Below are 19,381 nucleotides of genomic sequence, written 5' to 3'. Positions count from 1 at the left end.
TCCCCGTTCCGCCTCAGTCGGTGATGAAGCCGTAGGTGCCACGGTAGTTCCGGGCCGGTTCGGTCCGGCCGGGCACGCCATAGATGCGGTTGATGTTGCCGATCAGCTCGGCCTGCGGGTCGGCAGGCGCGGCGAAGCCGTCATCCGGCCGCGACAGATCCTTCGGCGCTGTTGCGCGAACGACATAAGGCGTCACGATCACGACCAGCTCGGTCGCGTTGTTGACGAAGTCGCGGCTGCGAAACAGCGTGCCGAGCACTGGAAGCTGCATCAGGCCCGGCAATCCGCTCACCGCCTGCTTGGTCTGCTGCTGGATCAGGCCGGCCATCGCCATCGCGCCGCCGGAGGGAATTTCCAGCGAGGTCTCGGCGCGGCGGGTCCGGATCGAGGGCACCGTCAGCGAGTTCACCGACGTCGAGGTGACGGCCTGCGACAGCGTGATCGAATTCTCGTTCGAGAGCTCCGAGACCTCGGTCATCACGCGCAGGCTGATCTTGCCCTCGGTCAGGACGACAGGGGTGAAGTTGAGCGAGATGCCGAACTTCTTGAAGCTGATCTGGGTGGTACAGACATGCGTCGTGGGATCGCACGCATAGCCTGCCGGCACCGGGAATTCGCCGCCGGCGATGAAGGTCGCCGACTCCCCGGAGATCGCGGTCAGGTTCGGCTCCGCCAGCGTCCGGATCACGCCCGCGGTCTCCATCGCGCGTAGCGTTGCCTGCACCGACGTGCCGAACTTCGTGGTCAGATTGTTGCCGTCCACGAGATTGCGGCCCAGGGCCGTGAACGGGTTCGAGTTGGTGAAGCTCACCACCGAGGTGCCGTAGTTCAGGTTCGCGGAGAGGTCGATGCCGAGCTGCTTGACGATGTTGCGCTGGACCTCGGCCACCGTCACCTTCAGCATGACCTGGTCGCGGCCGCGGACCACGATCGAGTTCACCACCTTGTCGGCGCCGCCGGCGAGGCGCGCGGCGAGTTCGTTGGCCTGCTGCGCCTCCATCGGACTCGCCACGCTGCCGGTCAGCACGACACCCTCGCCGAGCCCGTCGATCTGGATGTCGGAATTCGGCAGGACCTGCTTCAATGCGGCGCGCACGCCGTTGAGGTCGCGCTTGACCGCTATGTCGTAGGCCGCAATCTGCTGGCCGGCGGAATCGAAGAATACGATGTTGGTCTGGCCGACCGAGGCGCCGATGATGTAGGCGCGCTGCGCCGAGCGGACCACGGCGTTGGCAATCTTGGGGTCGGCGACCAGCACGTCCTTGATGTCGCGCGGCAGGTCGATCACGATCGACTTGCCGACGCCGAGCGAAAGGAAGCGCGCGTTCATCTGGCCGTCGGCGGCGGCCGGCGCCACGGGGCGGTAGTCGGCGGCGACCACGGGGGTCAACGCCGGGTTGAGCACCAGCGCGAGGGCGGCCGAAAACGACAGGGCGCGAACCAGTGAGGTTCGCATCGTCGTCAAATCTGCCCTGCATTTCATATCGACTGCCCTCATCGTGCCTTTGCCGTCGTGCTCGGGATGCCGTAGCGAATGATCGAAACGCCATCGCGCTTCTGCGCGGAATCATCGAGCGTGATCTCGCTCATCTTGACGTCGACGATGCTGCGCAGCGCCAGCGACAGCGTGCCGCTCTGACGGGCGGCGGACAGCGTCGCCGTCTGTGCGGGATTGAGCTCGAGGGTGACGGTCTTGCCGACCACCGCGTTCTGGCCGTCCTTCTCCTTCGGCGCCTGATCGATGGCCAGGACGCGAATGTTGGCCAGGATGATCTCGGAGGTGATGAGATCGGGAGCGCCGCTGCTCTGATCCGGGTTCTTGAGGCGGCGGGTCAGGAGCACGTCGACGCGATCGTTGGGCAGGATGAAGCCGCCTGCGCCGGTCTCGGGCGAGATCTCGGTCGAGATCGCGCGCATGCCGGTGGGCAGGATTGCTGCCATGAAGCCGGAGCCCTCCGGCTTGACCAGCTTCTGGTCTCGGATCGGCTCACCCTGGATGAAGGGGGCGCGTGCGATCGAGCCCGTCACCTGGGTCGCGCCCTCCGGGCGCTCGTTGCGGCGGATGAAGGTGGCGCTGGCGGTCGCGGCCGGCCAGGTCTGCCATTGCACGTCTTCGGGCTTGACGGTCTGGCCGAGACCGATGTCGTTCTTGGCCACCAGCACGTCGACGGTCGGAAGCTGCGCGACCGGAGCCGCCGGAGGCGGCGCAGAATTGTCCGAGCCGCTCGCCAGGTACGCGGCGACGCCGCCGGCGCAGATGGCGACCGTCAGGACGACAATGCGTGCCCTATTCATACGCTTCACTTTCCAACAAGAACGCCGCGACGCTGCCGCCGCCGTAATCGGCAGTTGACCAGCTATTCGTCAAAGCATGGTTAATGAGGCGTATCTAAATCGCCTTAACGCCGGGTTTACCCGAAGCGTTCAGCGCAGTGCGAAATGGGCGAGGTCGATCGCCTTCACCCACTCGGTCTCCGGGTAGACCATCAGCGCGCTCAGCGCGAGCGCGATGCCGTAGGGGATGCCGCTCTCCTTGGCGTGCAGTCGTGCAAGCCAGGCTTGGCCCGCGAGGCCATAGGGCAGCGGCCATTGCCGGAACTGGAGCAGGAGCAGCGTCAGCGCTCCGCCGAACAGCGAGGCGTAGAGCAGGAAGTTCATCAGGTGCGCGAAGCCGAACCAGAGCGCGACGGAGGCCGCCACCTTGGCGTCGCCGCCGCCGACCCAACCCATCGCGAAGCACGTGAAGGCCACGACCAGCAGAAGCGCGCCGGCGCCGACATGTGTGAGCATCTCGTAAGGTGCCATGCCACCGGCAAGAGCGAGCACGAAGAAGCCCGCGACCAGCGCCATCGACACACGGTTCGAGATGGTCATCGTGAAGAGATCGCTCGCGGCCGCGAACGCCATCAGGGCCGGGAAGAGCATGAGGCGCGCAAGGTCGAGGATCATGGGCTGCGTCTTGAGGCCTGGGTTTGTCGCGGGATCTGGCGTCGCGCGATGCTAGCTGGCAGTGCTAAACAAACCGACAACGGCGGCAGCGGTCTGGACCGGCAATAGCCCGCCGGAGACAAGCTCACCAGAGGCTGGCAATGCGTGCGGCGAGTGCGACCGTTGCCAGCAGCAGCGCAAGGCATACCCAATAGGCCGGCGAGCCGGTCGGCGCCGCCTGCGCCTCGCTCGCTGCAACCGCGGCATCGGTTCTGTACTTTCGCAACGCCACTGGAACTCGCCGTACTCAGAAAAACAAAGGCCCCGGAGGTCCGGGGCTTTTGCCGTCGTTGGTCGGTCGCTTACTTCAGCGAGCTGCTGATCGAGCCGAACTTGGTGTTCAGCGTGCTGCCGAGATTGTTGACGACGGTGATGATGGCCAGCGCGATGCCGGCGGCGATCAGGCCGTATTCGATGGCGGTGGCGCCGGATTCATCCTTCGCGAAACGCGCAATCAAGTTCTTCATGAACAAACTCCATCTTGGGTGTGATCGCCTCGTTCGGCGCTGTCGTTGACGTGATGACCATGAGAGCCGAGCTCTTTCGGTAGAGTTAATTCGATCGTGTAAACCCAATTCCTGCGCGATGCTTTTGCCCAGAGTGAATTTCACCTTAAGGCACCTATCGAAATTCACTCCGGTTCCGGACGCACGGCAACTGCGCCGCCGGCTTCACCCTCCCTTAAATTTCGCGGAGTAGGCGTAGGAGGATCAGCAATTCCGAAGAGAGGCGACGATGTCGAGCCTGCCCATGCAAGTCGCCCTGATGCTCGGCGATACCATCGCGAAGGTGGTCCCCGTCACCTTCGTGCTCGCGCTGGTCTTCACGGTGCTCGAGCATTTCTGGGCCTGCAATCCCGGCGTGCCGTGGTGGCGCAAGCGGGAGATCGTCACCGACATCTGCTACTGGTTCTTCGTGCCGGTGTTTGCCCGCACCATGCGCATCGGGCTCTTGATCGTCGGAGCGGGCGTCTTCTTCAACATCCATGACGCCGACGATCTCATCGCCTTCTACGACAACGGCCACGGCCCGCTGGCGCAATTGCCGCTCTGGGTGCAGGCCGCGCTGTTCCTGGTGCTGTCGGACTTCATGCTGTACTGGCTGCACCGGCTCTTCCATGGCGGCGAGTTCTGGAAGTACCACGCGATCCATCACTCTTCGGAAGAGATCAGCTGGATTTCGGCGGCCCGCTTCCATCCCGTCAATCTCGTGCTCGGCACCATCGGCGTCGACGTCGTGCTGTTGATGGCCGGCATCTCCCCGAACGTCATGATCTGGGTCTCCCCGTTCACGACCTTCCATTCGGCCTTCGTGCACGCCAACCTGAACTGGACCTTCGGGCCGTTCAAATATGTCTTGGCGACGCCGGTATTCCACCGCTGGCACCACACCCCGCTCGAGGACGGCGGCGACACCAATTTCGCCGGGACGTTCCCGATCTGGGACGTGCTGTTCGGCACCTTCCGCATGCCGGAGGGGAAGCTGCCGCAGGACTACGGCAAGGACGAAGCGACCATGCCGAAGGAAATCGGAGGGCAGCTTGCCTATCCGTTCCGCCGCTAGGGCGTGCCAGAGCGCTAAATCGTCAGTCCGTTCAAACAATAGAAGGCGAATTTGCGGAACGTTCACGAATTGAGGGCAGGTTAGCGGGGTCGGGCACCGGCTCCGCTGTTATGTGATCGCTTCTGCCGGTTTGTGACGTCCCGGGGGTAAGAGTATGCGTAAACAACTGCTGCGCCGCCATGCGCGCGTCTGTCTTCTGGTTGCGGCCGCGGTGCTGGCATCGCCGGCTGCGAGCCTCGCCGAATCCACCGCCGATACCATCGCCGTCAATGTCGACCAGGCCAAGCTGGTCCGGCTGCCTGGCAAGGTGGCGACCATCGTGGTCGGCAATCCCCTGATCGCCGATGTCACGCTCCAGCCCGGCGGCATGATCGTCGTGACCGGCAAGGGTTACGGCGCCACCAATTTCATCGCGCTGGACCGGACCGGCGAAATCCTGGTCGACCGTCAGATCCAGGTCGAAGGTCCGAGCGATCGGCTCGTCACCGTCTATCGCGGGGTTGAGCGCGAGTCCTACAGCTGCGTGCCGCTTTGCCAGCGTCGCGTGACGCTGGGCGACAGCGACAACTACTTCAATACCACGATGAGTCAGGCCGGTTCGCTGAGCAACAATGCCAGCGGCAATGCCGGCGCGGGTGCCAAGACTAACTAACAAGACCAACTAACAGCACCAACTGACAAGACCAACGAGCAAGTTCGATTGAGGGGTTCGGGATCGTGCGATGCGGTCCCGACAACTGCGCCCGCCAGCCCTCTCCGTCCGGCTGTCATCTGTGTCCCGGGTCGTCCCTGGTTAACGACCTCTTAACGGCGGGTTCCGCCGGCCGCGGCCGCCCTGAAACACTTAAACAATCAGTTTTGGCTATTGAATGCAGCAGATGATCGCCGCTGCTGGGGAAATTTGACGCGATGCCAACGCCTGCACCCGTGAGGTTCACGCTCCGAACCGCGCTGCGCCGGTTTCGCGGCCACCGCCGTGGCTCGGCCGCCGTCGAGTTCGCGCTGGTCGCGCCGATCTTCTTCGCGCTGCTGTTCGCCATCATCGAGACGGCGCTCATGTTCTTCGCGAGCCAGGTGCTGGAGACCATCACGCAGAATTCCGCGCGCGTGGTGCTGACCGGGCAGGCGCAATCGGGCTCGGTGACCGCCTGCGCGGTGTCCGGCGTCGGCACGCCGTGCACGCAGGCGACGTTCAAGACCTATGTCTGCAGCCAGATCCCGGCACTGTTCGATTGCAGCAAGCTCTATGTCGACGTCACGAGCTTCTCGTCCTTCTCTGCGGTCACGCTGTCGAGCCACATCGACGGCGCCGGAAGTTTCGACACCAGCATGAGCTACAGCCCGGGCAGCGCCGGCGACATCGTGGTGGTGCGGCTGTTCTACCAGTGGCCGCTGTTCGTGACCGGGCTTGGCTACAACATCGCCAATCTCACCGGCAGCAAGCGGCTGCTGGTGGCCACGGCCGCGTTCAAGAACGAACCCTACTAGAGCATGATCCGGACCCGAAGGGCCGCGTTAGCGCAAAGTGCACAGCGGTTTTCCGAAAAGATCATGCTCAAACGATAGGCCAACGGATCGGCGGAACGATGCAGGCGATTGCGAAAATCTGGCGGGTGACGCGTCTTTCCGCGCACGAATTCCTTGCCGATGGCAGAGGTCTCGCGGCCACCGAATTCGCGGTGATCGTGCCGCTGATGCTGGTGATGTTCTTCGGCACGGTCGAGTTCTCGTCGGCCGTGGCGATCGATCGCAAGGTGACGCTGATGGCGCGGACGCTGTCGGACCTCACCTCGCAGTCGACGTCGGTCGGCGATACCGACATGACCAACTTCTTCGCCGCCTCGACCGGCATCATGACGCCTTACGACACTTCGCCGGTCACGGCGACGATCACCGAGCTCTATGTCGATCCCTCGACCCTCCAGGCGCATGTGCAGTGGAGCAAGGGATCGGTGCCACGCACGGCGAAGTCCCTGGTCACGATTCCCACGACGCTGGCGATCGGCGGCACCTATCTGATCTTCAGCGAGGTCAGCTACACCTACACGCCCTCGGTCGGCTATGCGCTCAAGAGCGCGATCACGCTGAGCGACGTCGCCTATACGAGGCCGCGTCAGTCGACCTGCGTCTATTACAGCCCGGCTACTTCCTGCACGACCTACTGAGCGCGGGCGCTGTTTCGAACATGAAAAAAGGCCGTGCGTCGCGCACGGCCTTTTCTGTTGTCGTTTGGACTTGCTCGATCGAGCTGATCCGGACCGAAGGTCCGTGGGCTCAGCCGGCGGAGCGAAGGTTGTCGGCGGCCGACTTGCCGGACCGGCGATCGGCGACGATCTCGTAGGAGATCTTCTGGCCTTCGCGCAGCGTACCGAGGCCGGCGCGCTCGACGGCGCTGATGTGCACGAACACGTCCTTGCCGCCATCGTCGGGCTGGATGAAGCCGAAGCCCTTGGTCGCGTTAAACCACTTCACGGTTCCCATGCTCACGGGGTAGTTCCCTCTCAGATAAACAATGTAAAAGCCCGCTCGCGCGGACAGGTTAGATCGAAATTCTGGAAGGGTCGTCAGCGTGTCTGAACCGGCTGTACCGGTGGATGCCAATGTCGTCCGGCCGAAAATCGATTGAATTCAGTTTATTGGAAATAGGGCTTCAAAACAATCGGGACGTGCACGATTTTTGATCCGCCGCGGTGAGCGCGGCAGATCAGCATACAGGTCGGAATTTTACTTCCGCGCTTGCGCGCGGATCAACGTCTCGGCGCTTAGCGGCGGCGGAACTGGCCACCACGCTGCGGCCCACCGCGCGGCGGTCCGCCAGCCGTTGCAGGACGTTCGTCCTTGTGACGGAAAATCAGCCGGCCCTTCTCGAGGTCATAAGGCGACATCTCCACCGTTACGCGGTCGCCCGCGAGCGTCTTGATGCGGTTCTTCTTCATCTTGCCGGCGGTGTAGGCGACGATCTCGTGTCCGGCGTCGAGCTGCACGCGGTAGCGGGCGTCGGGGAGGATTTCAGTGACCAGTCCTTCGAACTGGATCAGCTCTTCCTTAGCCATGTGGTTGTCTCCAGTCGTGGACGGCTAGTGCGAATGAGGATTGCGGTTCGGTCGGCCGTTGGGACGACTCTCGCGACGCAAAAAGGCAACGCCTTGTATTCCATCAGGCTTGCCGGCGCTATGCGCGGGACGCTGTTCCGACCGATCAGCTGGTGAGGAGTTCATCTTACCACCGGAACGGTGGCGACGGCGAGACCCCTTCGACGCGTTGTGGCCTTCACCGGGCCGGCCATCAACAGGTCTGCCCTCGCCATGGCGTCCTTCGCCGGGCCGCCCATCGCCGTGCCTGCCGGCGCTGTGGTGGCGTCCGTCGGCATGCCTGTCGTCACGCCGTCCGTCACCATGCCGTGCGCCCTGCGGACGCTGGCCCGGGCGGCCGCCCGGCCGGCCCTGTCGCTGCTGCTGCGGGGGAGGACCGGCATCGCGGCGGCCGGCGTCGGTGCGGTGATCCTCGCGCGGCAGCGCCACGCGGATCAGCCGCTCGATGTCGCGGAGATAGCTGAGCTCCTCACCGCCGGCGACCAGCGAGATCGCGGTGCCGTCGGCGCCGGCACGCGCTGTACGCCCGATGCGGTGCACATAGGTCTCGGGCACGTTGGGCAGGTCGAAATTGATCACGTGGCTGATGCCGTCGACATCGATGCCGCGGGCGGCGATGTCGGTGGCGACCAGGGTGCGGATCTCGCCCGAGCGGAACTGCGCGAGCGTGCGCTCGCGGTGATTCTGCGACTTGTTGCCGTGGATGGCGTTGGCGGCGATGCCGGCTTTGGCCAGCGTCTTCACCACCTTGTCGGCGCCGTGCTTGGTGCGGGTGAAGACCAGCGCGCGGTTGATCGCTTCGTCCTGCAGCAGCTTGGTCAGGAAGGCGGGCTTGGCCGAGAAGTCGACCTGCAGGATGCGCTGGTTGATCCGCTCGGCAGTCGAGGATACCGGGGTCACGGCGACGCGAGCGGGATCCCGCAGCATGGAATCGGCGAGCTCGGCGATGTCCTTCGGCATGGTGGCCGAGAAGAACAGCGTCTGCCGCTTGATCGGCAGCTTGGCGACGATTTTGCGGATGTCGTTGATGAAGCCCATGTCGAGCATGCGGTCGGCCTCGTCGAGTACGAGGAATTCAACGCTCGAGAGCTTCAATCCGTTGCTCTGCACGAGGTCGAGCAGGCGGCCGGGGGTGGCGACGAGCACGTCGACGCCCTGCATCAGGGCACGGACCTGGCGGCCCATCGGAACGCCGCCGATGGCGAGCGTCGAGGACAGGCGGATGTGGCGGCCATAGGCGTTGAAGCTGTCGAGGATCTGCCCCGAAAGCTCGCGGGTCGGCGACAGCACCAGGACGCGGGCGGTCTTGGGCTGCGGCTTGATACGGTTCTCGAGCAGGCGGTGCAGGATCGGCAGCGCGAAGGACGCGGTCTTGCCGGTGCCGGTCTGGGCGATGCCGACGACGTCGCGGCCGGTCAGTGCCAGCGGGATGGTCTGGGCCTGGATCGGGGTCGGGGTGACGTAATTCTCTTCACGAAGAGCGCGTGCGATGGGTTCGGCGAGGCCGAAGTTCTGAAACGAAGTCAAAAGATGGGTTCTTTCCATGTCAAAAGCGGGCGCCCGGCGCATTCAGCGCGGCGCGCGCAAAAGGGTGTCGAGAAGACACCTGCGTGTTTGGGGTGTCGGATGGCTTGGATGATATGGGGCAAGCCAGAGGCCCGTAGAGGGCTTAAGAACACGCGGCTCGCTACGACCCCTTGATTCGCAAGAGGTCTCGGCTGTTCATATGGAACATTGAGGGGGCGCTTTCAAGGCAAGTCGGCCCCAAACAGCGGTTGCGGTGCAGAAATAGTTATGCCGGAAATTTAGACAGAGGCGCCATTTTGCTCAAAAAATGAACTGTCTGCCACATTAGCATACATTTTGTTCGCCCATGTTTTGGGCAATCTGACTGCGGCGAAACTTTGATTTCTGCTGAATTTATAAACAAAAACAACGTGTTGGGGTGTGTTCAGCCCATGGCATGGTTCTTGCGATTCCGTTAATCGCAGGCGGCCGTGGGGCCGTTTCGCAGCGTCTTTTTCACGTCTGCGTCAGGGAGATGATACACAAATGCTTACCAAATCCACTCGCGATAGAGCGGCGTCATTTAGCCGCCGCGGCGTTCTTGCCGCGACCGCCGGACTGATGCTCGGTCTGGCCTCATTGACCGGCGCCAAGGCCGCGGACGACACCATCAAGGTCGGTGTGCTTCACTCCCTTTCCGGCACCATGGCCATCAGCGAAACCACGCTGAAGGACACCATCCTCTTCCTGATCGACGAGCAGAACAAGAAGGGCGGCGTGCTCGGCAAGAAGCTCGAGGCCGTCGTCGTCGATCCCGCCTCGAACTGGCCGCTGTTCGCCGAGAAGGCGCGCGAGCTGATCACGAAGGACAAGGTCTCGGTCGTGTTCGGCTGCTGGACCTCGGTGTCGCGCAAGTCGGTGCTCCCGGTGTTCAAGGAGCTCAACAACATCCTGTTCTACCCCGTGCAGTACGAGGGCGAGGAGAGCGAGCGCAACGTGTTCTACACGGGTGCGGCGCCGAACCAGCAGGCGATCCCCGCCGTCGACTATCTGATGAAGGAAGAGAAGGTGAAGCGCTGGGTGCTCGCGGGCACCGACTACGTCTATCCGCGCACCACCAACAAGATCCTGGAAGCCTATCTGAAGTCCAAGGGTGTCGCCCAGGAAGACATCATGATCAACTATACGCCGTTCGGTCACTCCGACTGGCAGACGATCGTGGCCGACATCAAGAAGTTCGGCTCGGCTGGCAAGAAGACCGCGGTGGTCTCGACCATCAACGGCGACGCCAACGTTCCCTTCTACAAGGAGCTCGGCAACCAGGGCATCAAGGCCAAGGACATCCCGGTGGTCGCGTTCTCGGTGGGTGAGGAAGAGCTCGCCGGCATCGACACCAAGCCGCTGGTCGGCCATCTCGCCGCCTGGAACTACTTCGAGTCGATCAAGACCAAGGACGGATCGAACGAGAAGTTCATCAAGGACTGGCAGGCCTACACCAAGAACCCGAAGCGCGTGACCAACGATCCGATGGAAGCGCACGTGATCGGCTTCAACATGTGGGTGAAGGCGGTCGAGAAGGTGAAGTCGACCGATCCGGACAAGGTGATCGATGCGCTTCCCGGCATCGAGGCGCCGAACCTGACCGGCGGCGTGTCGAAGATGCTGCCGAACCACCACATCACCAAGCCGGTGTTCATCGGCGAGATCAAGGGCAACGGCCAGTTTGACGTGGTCTGGAAGACCCCGGGCCTCGTCGCCGGCGATGCCTGGTCGAAGGAGCTCGACGGCTCCAAGGACCTGATCGGTGACTGGGTCGGCAAGAAGTGCGGCAACTTCAACACCAAGACCAACAAGTGCCTCGGCTCGGGCTCCTGATCCCGCTCTGACGCTCCATTGCACGATCGGGGAAGGCGGCGATCCCGCCGCCTTCTCCACCCATTTCTGCCGGGGTCATTCACAGTGCCAGCCAATTTGTCCGCCCGTCTCTGTTCGCTCCTGCTCTCGTTGCTTCTGATTGCGTTCGCACTGCCGGCCTTTGCGGGTCCGTTCGAGGATGCGGTCGCCAAATTCGCCAACGACGATTTTTCCGACACCGAGGAAGCAGTCGGCGTGATCGCCAGCAGCGGCAACAAGCTGGCCTTTCCCATCATCAGCGCGCTCCAGGACGGCCGGTTGATGGCTGATCCCGACAGCAAGAAGATTTACGTCACCGGCACCGACGGCAAGTCGATCGATGCCGCGACCGGCGAGGCCGTCGCCAGCGTTCCCGACAGTGCGAGCGCGGTCCGCCTTAACAACCGTCTGCGTCGCAGCGTCGATGCTGCGCTCGGCAGCCTGACGCTGCAGTCGCCGGACGTCGGAACGCGCCTGCAGGCTGCGCAATCCGTCTTCAAGTCGCACGAAGAGACCGCGCTCGAGGCGGTCGATGCCGCGCTCGCCAAGGAAAGCAACAAGTCGGTCAAGACGGCGCTCGGCGAGGCCCGCGCTGCGATCCTGCTGTTCAAGTCCGATGCCACGGAGGTCGAGAAGCTCGAGGCCGTCGCCACCCTCAAGGCGCGCGGCGACCAGGAGGCGATGGCGCTGCTCACCGGCATGGGCGACCAGCCGGCCTCGGTGACCAAGGCTGCAGCCAGTGCAATCAGCTCGATCCAGTCTTCGCTCGCAGTCTGGTCCACGGTGCAGAACGCCTGGTACGGGCTTTCGCTCGGCTCGGTGCTGCTGCTCGCCGCGATCGGGCTCGCCATCACCTTCGGCGTGATGGGCGTCATCAACATGGCCCATGGCGAGATGGTGATGATCGGGGCCTACACCACCTTCGTGGTGCAGGAGGTGATCCGCACCCGCTATCCCGGTCTGTTCGACTATTCGCTGCTGATCGCCGTGCCGCTCGCCTTCCTCGTCGCCGGAGCGATCGGCGTGCTGATCGAGCGCAGCATCATCCGCTTTCTCTATGGCCGTCCGCTGGAGACGCTGCTGGCGACCTGGGGCCTGTCGCTGGTGCTGCAGCAGGCGGTGCGCACCATGTTCGGCCCGACCAATCGCGAGGTCGGCAATCCCTCCTGGATGAGCGGCGCGTTTGAGCTCGGCCAAATCACCATCACCTATAACCGGCTCTGGATCCTCTGCTTCACGTTGGCCGTGTTCGCGATCCTGCTGGCGATGCTGCGCTACACTGCGCTCGGTCTCGAGATGCGCGCGGTGACGCAGAACCGCCGCATGGCGGCCTCGATGGGCATCGCCACCTCGCGCGTCGACGCGCTGACCTTCGGTCTCGGCTCGGGCATTGCCGGCATCGCCGGCGTGGCGCTGTCGCAGATCGACAATGTCAGCCCCAATCTCGGCCAGAGCTACATCATCGACAGCTTCATGGTCGTGGTGTTCGGCGGTGTGGGTAATCTCTGGGGGACCCTCGTGGGCGCCTTCACGCTCGGCATCGCCAACAAGTTCCTGGAGCCGGTCGCCGGCGCGGTGCTCGGCAAGATCGCCATCCTCGTTCTCATCATCCTGTTCATTCAAAAGCGGCCGCGCGGCCTGTTCGCGCTCAAGGGCCGTGCGGTGGAAGCATGACCCCTCACATGCTGACGCGATCGCTGGACCGCGGCGCGACGATCTTCCTGCTTGTTGTCGCCGCGCTGGGCGTGCTGATCCCGCTGTCCAACCTGCTGCTGCCCGCGGGCTCGTTCCTGCAGGTGCCGACCTATCTGGTCGCGCTTTGGGGCAAGTACGTCTGCTACGCCATCCTGGCGCTTTCGATCGACCTGATCTGGGGCTATTGCGGCATTCTCTCGCTCGGCCACGGCGCCTTCTTCGCGCTCGGCGGCTACGCCATGGGCATGTACCTGATGCGGCAGATCGGCACCCGCGGCGTCTACGGCAATCCGATCCTGCCCGACTTCATGGTGTTCCTGAACTGGCAGAAGCTGCCCTGGTACTGGTACGGCTTCGACATGTTCTGGTTCGCGGCGCTGATGGTGCTGGTCGTGCCCGGCCTGCTCGCCTTCTGCTTCGGCTGGCTCGCCTTCCGCTCCCGCGTCACCGGCGTGTATCTGTCGATCATCACGCAGGCGATGACCTACGCGCTGCTGCTCGCCTTCTTCCGCAACGATTTCGGCTTTGGCGGCAATAACGGCCTGACCGACTTCAAGGATATCCTGGGCTTCAACGTGCAGGCGGAGGGGACGCGCGCCGCGCTGTTCGCGCTGAGCTGTCTGGCACTGATCATCGGCTTCCTGATCTGCCGCGCCATCGTCTCCTCCAAGCTCGGCAAGGTGCTGATCGCGGTGCGTGACGCGGAGTCGCGCACGCGCTTCCTCGGCTACCGCGTCGAATCCTACAAGCTGTTCGTGTTCACGGTGTCGGCCTGCATGGCTGGCGTCGCCGGCGCGCTCTACGTGCCGCAGGTTGGCATCATCAATCCATCCGAGTTCGCGCCGGGCAATTCGATCGAGGCGGTGATCTGGGTCGCGGTCGGCGGCCGCGGCACGCTGGTCGGCGCCGCGCTCGGCGCCGTCGTCGTCAACTACGCCAAGACGTTCTTCACCTCGGGCATGCTGGCGCCGTACTGGCTGTTCATGCTGGGCGCGCTGTTCATCCTGGTGACGCTGCTGCTGCCCAAGGGCATCGTCGGGACCTTCAATGCCTGGTGGGCCTCGTCTAGGGAGAAACGCGCCGCCGCGACCACAGTGAGCGCCGCAGCCGAAGACGGCGTCACCGAACCCAAGATGGCGGAGTAAGCGGTCATGAACGTCATGGACACCCGCGCGACCTCCGCGATGCTTTACCTGGACGGCGTGCACGTCTCCTTCGACGGCTTCCACGCCATCAACAATCTGTCGCTGACGCTCGAGCCCGGCGAGATGCGCGCCATCATCGGCCCGAATGGCGCCGGCAAGACCACGATGATGGACATCATCACCGGCAAGACCAAGCCCGATGAGGGCACCGTGCTGTTCGACGGCGTCACGGATTTGACGCGGCTCGACGAGACCCGCATCGCGGAGCTCGGCATCGGCCGCAAATTCCAGAAGCCGACCGTGTTCGAGAGCCAGACCGTGCAGGACAATCTGCTGCTGGCGCTCAATGTCGACCACTCGGTCCGCGGCACGCTGTTCTGGCGCGGCAGCAAGGCGGAGTCCGAGCGTATCGACAAGGTGCTGGAGACGATCCGCCTCACCGAAGCCCGCAACCGTCTCGCCGGCAGCCTCAGCCATGGCCAGAAGCAATGGCTCGAGATCGGCATGCTGCTGGCGCAGGATCCGAAGCTGCTCCTCGTCGACGAGCCCGTCGCGGGCATGACCGACGTCGAGACGCATCTGACCGCCGAGCTCTTGAAAGAGATCAACAAGACCCACACCGTCATGGTGGTCGAGCACGACATGACGTTCGTGCGCGAGCTCGGCGTCAAGGTCACCTGCCTGCACGAAGGCACGGTGCTGGCGGAAGGAACCATCGACCAGGTCTCGTCCAACGAGCGGGTCATCGAAGTCTATCTGGGACGCTGAGCGATGCTTGAGGTCAAGGACATCAACCTGTTCTACGGCGCGGCGCAGGCGCTACGCGGCGTCTCGATCTCGGCCGAGCCCGGCAAGGTGACCTGCGTGCTCGGGCGCAACGGCGTGGGCAAGACCTCGCTGCTGCGTGCCATGGTCGGGCAATATCCGATCTCCTCGGGCGCGATCGTGTTCGACGGCAACGACATCACGGGCCTCAAGCCCTACGAGCGGGCGCGCAAGGGCATCGGCTTCGTGCCGCAGGGCCGCGAGATCTTTCCGTTGCTGACGGTCGAGGAGAACCTCAAGACCGGATTCGGTCCGCTCAAGCGCGAGGACAAGCACATTCCGGACGACGTCTTCTCGCTGTTTCCGGTGCTGCAATCCATGCTCGGCCGGCGCGGCGGCGACCTCTCCGGCGGCCAGCAGCAGCAGCTCGCGATCGGCCGCGCGCTGGTGATGCGGCCGAAACTGCTTCTGCTCGACGAGCCGACCGAGGGCATCCAGCCCTCGATCATCAAGGACATCGGCCGCGCTATCTCGTATTTGCGCAACCTCGGCAACATCGCCATCGTGCTGGTCGAACAATATCTCGACTTTGCCTGCGAACTCGGCGACAGTTTCGCGGTGATGGATCGCGGCGCGGTGAAATTCACCTGCGACCGCTCCAACCTCGATCCCGGCGAGATCAGCCGCCAGATGGCGCTGTAAGCCGGAAAATCCTGCCGCGACCGGCTGGGGAGACGGATGCGCAGCGAGCTGTCAGCCACGTCCACGATTTTCGAAGCCAATCGCGCCCGCGGCGCGGTGCGCTTCGACGTGCATGCGCGCGATGGCGTGACGCGGCGCGGCGCCTTGCATGAATCCGGTTCGCTCCGCGTCCGCTTTCCCTCGCCGGAAGATCAGGGACTATCAGGCGTGTTCGTCAACACGGCCGGCGGCGTTGCCGGCGGCGATCGCTTCGACATCGAGATATCGGCGGCGGATCGCGCGCGGCTGACGCTGACCACGGCGGCCGCCGAAAAGGTCTATCGCGCGCCGGGGCCCGCGGCGCAGCTCAATATCGCTTTGAAGGTTGGTCCGGGGGCGCATCTGTCCTGGCTGCCGCAGGAGACCATCCTGTTCGACCGCGCCCGCGTACAGCGCCGCTTCGACATCGAGCTCGACGAGGCGGCCTCGCTCCTGCTTTGCGAGATTGTCGTATTCGGCCGCACTGCCATGGGCGAGCGGATGGAGCAGGGCGAGTTCGTCGATTGCTGGCGGATGCGCCGTGGCGGCAGATTGGTGTTTGCCGAGACGGTCCGGCTCGACGGCAATGTCGGCGCAAAGCTCGCGCGATCAGCCGTGGCCAAAGGTGGCGCGGCGATCGGCACGGCCCTGATCGTGCCCGGTGACGAGGCCCTGGTCGAGCGCATCCGGGAGGCGTCGGAGTCTTTCTCCGGAGAGGTCGGAATCTCCGCATGGAATGGCTTTGCAATGGCGCGGTTCTGTGCCCAAGATGCGGCGCGTTTGCGCGCCGACATGATGGCCGTGCTGGCGCGCACCGGTGCGGCGCTGCCGCGGCTCTGGCTGAACTGATGACTGGCTGAATTGACGTGTTGAACGGAAGAGATTTCGCATGAACCTGTCTCCCCGCGAAAAGGACAAGCTTCTGATCTCGATGGCGGCGATCGTGGCGCGCCGCAGGCTGGACCGCGGCGTCAAGCTCAACCATCCCGAGGCGATCGCGATCATCTCCGACTTCATCCTCGAGGGCGCGCGCGACGGCCGCACCGTCGCCGAGTTGATGCAATCCGGCGCGCAGGTTTTGACTCGCGACCAGGTAATGGCCGGAATTCCCGAGATGATCCACGACATCCAGGTCGAAGCGACCTTTCCCGACGGCACCAAGCTCGTCACCGTGCACCAGCCGATCAGGTAGGAGCAGAGCATGATCCCCGGCGAACTCTTCATCCAGGACGGCGAGATCGAGCTCAATGCCGGCCGCAAGACCGTGACGCTGACGGTGGCCAATACCGGCGACCGTCCGATCCAGGTCGGCTCGCACTACCATTTCTTCGAGACCAACCCCGCGCTGAAGTTCGACCGCAAGAAAGCGCGCGGCATGCGCCTCGACATCGCCGCCGGCACCGCCGTCCGCTTCGAGCCCGGCCAGACCCGCGACGTCCAGCTCGTCGCGCTTGGCGGCAAGAAGACGATCTATGGCTTCCGCGGCGACGTGATGGGGAAGCTGTGAGCTTTTGCTGAAGCCGGAAGGCAAGCCGTGATTTACAGTGAGGTGAGCACACCGGTCAGGCTCCCTCCCCCCTTGCGGGGGAGGGTTGGGGAGAGGGGTATGCTGCGCACTCCGACGGGAATGATGTGGCATGTTCGCAGTGCGTCCAACTGTCTGGAGGAGGCATAAGCATGCTGTCCCCAATCCGCCTCGTCTCCGAAGCTGCCGACCTCGCCGCGCACCGCCACAACGGGATGGCGCGCAAGGGGCGCGGCAACGAGCCCTATATCAATCACCTCGCCGAGGTCGCGAACCTGCTCGCTGCCGCGACCGACGGCGCCGATGCCGAGCTGGTCGCGGCCGGCTGGCTGCACGACACGATCGAGGACACCGACACCACGCGCAAGGAGCTCGCGCAGACATTCTCCGAGCGTGTCGCGTCCCTCGTCGTCGAATGCACCGACGACATGAGCCTGCCCAAGGCAGAGCGACGGCAGAAGCAGATCGAGGACGCTCCGCATAAATCCCCTGGGGCCAAGCTGATCAAGATCGCCGACAAGATCAGCAATATCGGCGCGCGCATTCATTCCGATCCGACGGCTGAAGAACGCGACGATCTCGCCGACTACAGCGGCTGGGCAGAGCAGGTCGTTGCGGGTTGCCGCGGCGGCAACACATGGCTCGATACGAAATTCGACGATGCCGTGAAAGCAGCGAGGGCTTTGCTGTGAGTAGCCAACAGTTCAATCGCAAACGGGGCTTGTGATGTCCGTCAAAATAAAGCGTTCCGTCTATGCCGACATGTTCGGCCCGACCACCGGCGACAGGGTCAGGCTGGCCGATACCGACCTCATCATCGAGGTCGAGAAGGATTTCACCACGTACGGTGAAGAAGTGAAGTTCGGTGGCGGCAAGGTGATCCGCGACGGCATGGGGCAATCGCAGGTCACCAACAAGCAGGGCGCGGCCGACACGGTCATCACCAATGCGCTGATCGTCGATCACTGGGGCATCGTGAAGGCCGACGTCGCCATCAAGGACGGAATGATCTCCGCGATCGGCAAGGCCGGCAATCCCGACATCCAGCCCGGCGTCACCATCGTCATCGGACCCGGCACCGACGTGATCGCGGGTGAAGGAAAAATCCTCACGGCCGGAGGCTTCGACAGCCACATCCATTTCATCTGCCCGCAGCAGATCGAGCACGCCCTGATGTCGGGTGTCACCTCGATGCTGGGCGGCGGCACGGGCCCGTCGCACGGCACCTTCGCCACGACCTGCACGCCGGGGCCGTGGCACATGGGCCGGATGATCCAGTCGTTCGACGCTTTCCCGGTCAATCTCGGCATTTCCGGCAAGGGCAACGCCTCGCGGCCCGCCGCGCTGGTCGAGATGATCAAGGGCGGCGCCTGCGCGCTGAAGCTGCACGAGGACTGGGGCACCACGCCGGCCGCGATCGACAACTGCCTGTCGGTTGCCGACGATTATGATGTCCAGGTCATGCTGCACTCCGACACGTTGAACGAATCCGGTTTCGTCGAGGACACCATCAAGGCGTTCAAGGGCCGCACCATCCACGCCTTCCACACCGAAGGCGCCGGCGGCGGCCACGCCCCTGACATCATCAAGGTCGCCGGGCTGAAGAACGTGCTGCCGTCCTCGACCAACCCGACCCGCCCCTTCACGCGCAACACCATCGACGAGCATCTCGACATGCTGATGGTGTGCCACCACCTCGATCCCTCGATTGCGGAAGATCTGGCGTTCGCGGAAAGCCGCATCCGCAAGGAGACGATCGCGGCCGAAGACATCCTGCACGATCTCGGCGCGCTCTCGATGATGTCCTCGGACTCGCAGGCCATGGGACGCCTCGGCGAGGTCATCATCCGCACCTGGCAGACCGCGGACAAGATGAAGAAGCAGCGCGGGTCGTTGCCGCAGGACAAGGGCAAGGACAACGACAATTTTCGCGTCAAGCGCTACATCGCCAAGTACACCATCAACCCCGCGATCGCGCACGGCGTATCAAAACTGATCGGCTCGGTCGAGAAGGGCAAGCTCGCCGATCTCGTGCTGTGGTCGCCGGCCTTCTTCGGCGTCAAGCCGGACTGCGTCGTCAAGGGCGGTACGATCGTCGCGGCGCCCATGGGCGATCCCAACGCCTCGATCCCGACGCCGCAGCCGGTGCACTACCAGCCGATGTTCGGCGCCTTCGGCAAGGCGCGCACGGAATCCTCGGTGGTGTTCACCTCCAAGGCCGCGGTGACCGGTGGCCTCGCGCGCAAGCTGGGCATCGAGAAGAAGCTCTATGCGGTCCAGAACACCCGCGGGAAAATCTCCAAGAAGAGCATGATCCACAACGACGCGACGCCCAATATCGAGGTCGATCCGGAGACCTATGAGGTTCGCGCCGACGGCGAGCTGCTCACCTGCGCGCCCGCGGAGGTGCTGCCGATGGCGCAGCGTTATTTCATGTACTGAAATAGCGCCTCAACGCATGTCCCCGGCGAATGTCCGGGGGCGGCTTT

22 protein-coding genes are annotated in these 19,381 nt (G+C 63.9%); 14 read left to right on the top strand and 8 right to left on the bottom strand.

All coding sequences use genetic code 11. From position 1 onward, the window contains the following. Positions 1–13: 13 nt before the first annotated feature. The 5 genes from JQ603_RS16605 to JQ603_RS16585 all read right to left on the bottom strand — a co-directional run bounded on the left by JQ603_RS16605 (position 14) and on the right by JQ603_RS16585 (position 3,455). Positions 14–1,483, bottom strand: coding sequence for a type II and III secretion system protein family protein (locus JQ603_RS16605; protein ID WP_212341010.1), 1,470 nt, complete (start codon positions 1,481–1,483; stop codon positions 14–16). 11 nt (positions 1,484–1,494) lie between these two features. Further along, a complete protein-coding gene (gene cpaB, locus JQ603_RS16600; protein WP_212341008.1) occupies positions 1,495–2,295 on the bottom strand; it encodes a Flp pilus assembly protein CpaB in 801 nt (266 codons plus the stop codon). Positions 2,296–2,424: 129 nt separating this feature from the next. After that, entirely contained in the window at positions 2,425–2,949 is a 525-nt protein-coding gene (locus tag JQ603_RS16595; RefSeq protein ID WP_212341006.1) for an A24 family peptidase, read from the bottom strand. Positions 2,950–3,073: 124 nt separating this feature from the next. Further along, the gene (locus JQ603_RS16590; protein WP_167526376.1) at positions 3,074–3,220 is read right to left on the bottom strand and encodes a hypothetical protein; all 147 of its coding nucleotides are present in this window, start codon (positions 3,218–3,220) and stop codon (positions 3,074–3,076) included. A 70-nt stretch (positions 3,221–3,290) separates the two neighbouring features. Next, positions 3,291–3,455, bottom strand: coding sequence for a Flp family type IVb pilin (locus JQ603_RS16585; RefSeq protein ID WP_018646598.1), 165 nt, complete (start codon positions 3,453–3,455; stop codon positions 3,291–3,293). Between the two features lie 268 nt (positions 3,456–3,723). Here JQ603_RS16585 and JQ603_RS16580 point away from each other — a divergent pair, with 268 nt between their 5' ends. The 4 genes from JQ603_RS16580 (at position 3,724) to JQ603_RS16565 (ending at position 6,716) form a co-directional block, all read left to right on the top strand. After that, positions 3,724–4,551, top strand: coding sequence for a sterol desaturase family protein (locus JQ603_RS16580; RefSeq protein ID WP_212341004.1), 828 nt, complete (start codon positions 3,724–3,726; stop codon positions 4,549–4,551). A gap of 154 nt (positions 4,552–4,705) precedes the next feature. Further along, complete coding sequence (locus tag JQ603_RS16575; RefSeq protein WP_212341003.1) at positions 4,706–5,203, top strand: pilus assembly protein N-terminal domain-containing protein; 498 nt, start codon at positions 4,706–4,708, stop codon at positions 5,201–5,203. 257 nt (positions 5,204–5,460) lie between these two features. Beyond that, positions 5,461–6,039, top strand: coding sequence for a TadE/TadG family type IV pilus assembly protein (locus JQ603_RS16570; RefSeq protein ID WP_212341002.1), 579 nt, complete (start codon positions 5,461–5,463; stop codon positions 6,037–6,039). A gap of 98 nt (positions 6,040–6,137) precedes the next feature. Then, positions 6,138–6,716, top strand: a complete 579-nt coding sequence (locus JQ603_RS16565) for a TadE/TadG family type IV pilus assembly protein (RefSeq protein WP_212341001.1) — start codon at positions 6,138–6,140, stop codon at positions 6,714–6,716. Between the two features lie 109 nt (positions 6,717–6,825). Here JQ603_RS16565 and JQ603_RS16560 read toward each other — a convergent pair whose 3' ends face one another. The 3 genes from JQ603_RS16560 to JQ603_RS16550 form a co-directional block, all read right to left on the bottom strand. Further along, the gene (locus tag JQ603_RS16560; RefSeq protein ID WP_011084262.1) at positions 6,826–7,038 is read right to left on the bottom strand and encodes a cold-shock protein; all 213 of its coding nucleotides are present in this window, start codon (positions 7,036–7,038) and stop codon (positions 6,826–6,828) included. 275 nt (positions 7,039–7,313) lie between these two features. Then, entirely contained in the window at positions 7,314–7,604 is a 291-nt protein-coding gene (gene infA, locus JQ603_RS16555) for a translation initiation factor IF-1 (RefSeq protein WP_008546913.1), read from the bottom strand. Between the two features lie 24 nt (positions 7,605–7,628). After that, positions 7,629–9,212 carry a DEAD/DEAH box helicase gene (locus tag JQ603_RS16550; protein WP_212341000.1) on the bottom strand — a complete coding sequence of 528 codons (1,584 nt, stop codon included), beginning with the start codon at positions 9,210–9,212 and terminating at the stop codon, positions 7,629–7,631. A 483-nt stretch (positions 9,213–9,695) separates the two neighbouring features. Here JQ603_RS16550 and urtA point away from each other — a divergent pair, with 483 nt between their 5' ends. From urtA to ureC, 10 genes are all read left to right on the top strand, one after another. Continuing rightward, the gene (urtA, locus tag JQ603_RS16545; RefSeq protein ID WP_212340999.1) at positions 9,696–11,024 is read left to right on the top strand and encodes an urea ABC transporter substrate-binding protein; all 1,329 of its coding nucleotides are present in this window, start codon (positions 9,696–9,698) and stop codon (positions 11,022–11,024) included. A gap of 84 nt (positions 11,025–11,108) precedes the next feature. After that, a complete protein-coding gene (gene urtB, locus JQ603_RS16540; protein WP_212340998.1) occupies positions 11,109–12,716 on the top strand; it encodes an urea ABC transporter permease subunit UrtB in 1,608 nt (535 codons plus the stop codon). After that, positions 12,713–13,882: an urea ABC transporter permease subunit UrtC gene (urtC, locus tag JQ603_RS16535; protein WP_212340997.1), complete on the top strand. Its 1,170-nt coding sequence runs from the start codon at positions 12,713–12,715 to the stop codon at positions 13,880–13,882. The genes urtB and urtC overlap by 4 nt, the downstream gene beginning before the upstream one ends. A 6-nt stretch (positions 13,883–13,888) precedes the next feature. After that, a complete protein-coding gene (gene urtD / locus JQ603_RS16530; RefSeq protein WP_018646608.1) occupies positions 13,889–14,650 on the top strand; it encodes an urea ABC transporter ATP-binding protein UrtD in 762 nt (253 codons plus the stop codon). 3 nt (positions 14,651–14,653) lie between these two features. Then, entirely contained in the window at positions 14,654–15,349 is a 696-nt protein-coding gene (gene urtE, locus JQ603_RS16525; protein WP_212340995.1) for an urea ABC transporter ATP-binding subunit UrtE, read from the top strand. A gap of 36 nt (positions 15,350–15,385) precedes the next feature. Beyond that, positions 15,386–16,216: an urease accessory protein UreD gene (locus JQ603_RS16520; protein WP_212340993.1), complete on the top strand. Its 831-nt coding sequence runs from the start codon at positions 15,386–15,388 to the stop codon at positions 16,214–16,216. A 40-nt stretch (positions 16,217–16,256) separates the two neighbouring features. Beyond that, positions 16,257–16,559 (top strand): urease subunit gamma, encoded by a 303-nt coding sequence (locus JQ603_RS16515; protein ID WP_212340991.1) that lies wholly within the window; start codon positions 16,257–16,259, stop codon positions 16,557–16,559. A gap of 9 nt (positions 16,560–16,568) precedes the next feature. Then, complete coding sequence (locus JQ603_RS16510; RefSeq protein WP_212340989.1) at positions 16,569–16,874, top strand: urease subunit beta; 306 nt, start codon at positions 16,569–16,571, stop codon at positions 16,872–16,874. Positions 16,875–17,044: 170 nt separating this feature from the next. Then, on the top strand, positions 17,045–17,584 hold the full coding sequence (locus JQ603_RS16505) for an HD domain-containing protein (protein ID WP_212340987.1): 540 nt from the start codon (positions 17,045–17,047) through the stop codon (positions 17,582–17,584). 34 nt (positions 17,585–17,618) lie between these two features. Further along, positions 17,619–19,334, top strand: a complete 1,716-nt coding sequence (gene ureC / locus JQ603_RS16500) for an urease subunit alpha (protein WP_212340985.1) — start codon at positions 17,619–17,621, stop codon at positions 19,332–19,334. Positions 19,335–19,381 lie beyond the last annotated feature (47 nt).

This window comes from Bradyrhizobium liaoningense (assembly GCF_018130825.1).
GTDB classification, from domain to species: Bacteria; Pseudomonadota; Alphaproteobacteria; order Rhizobiales; family Xanthobacteraceae; genus Bradyrhizobium; species Bradyrhizobium liaoningense_B.
This window is presented reverse-complemented; position numbering and strand designations above follow the sequence as displayed.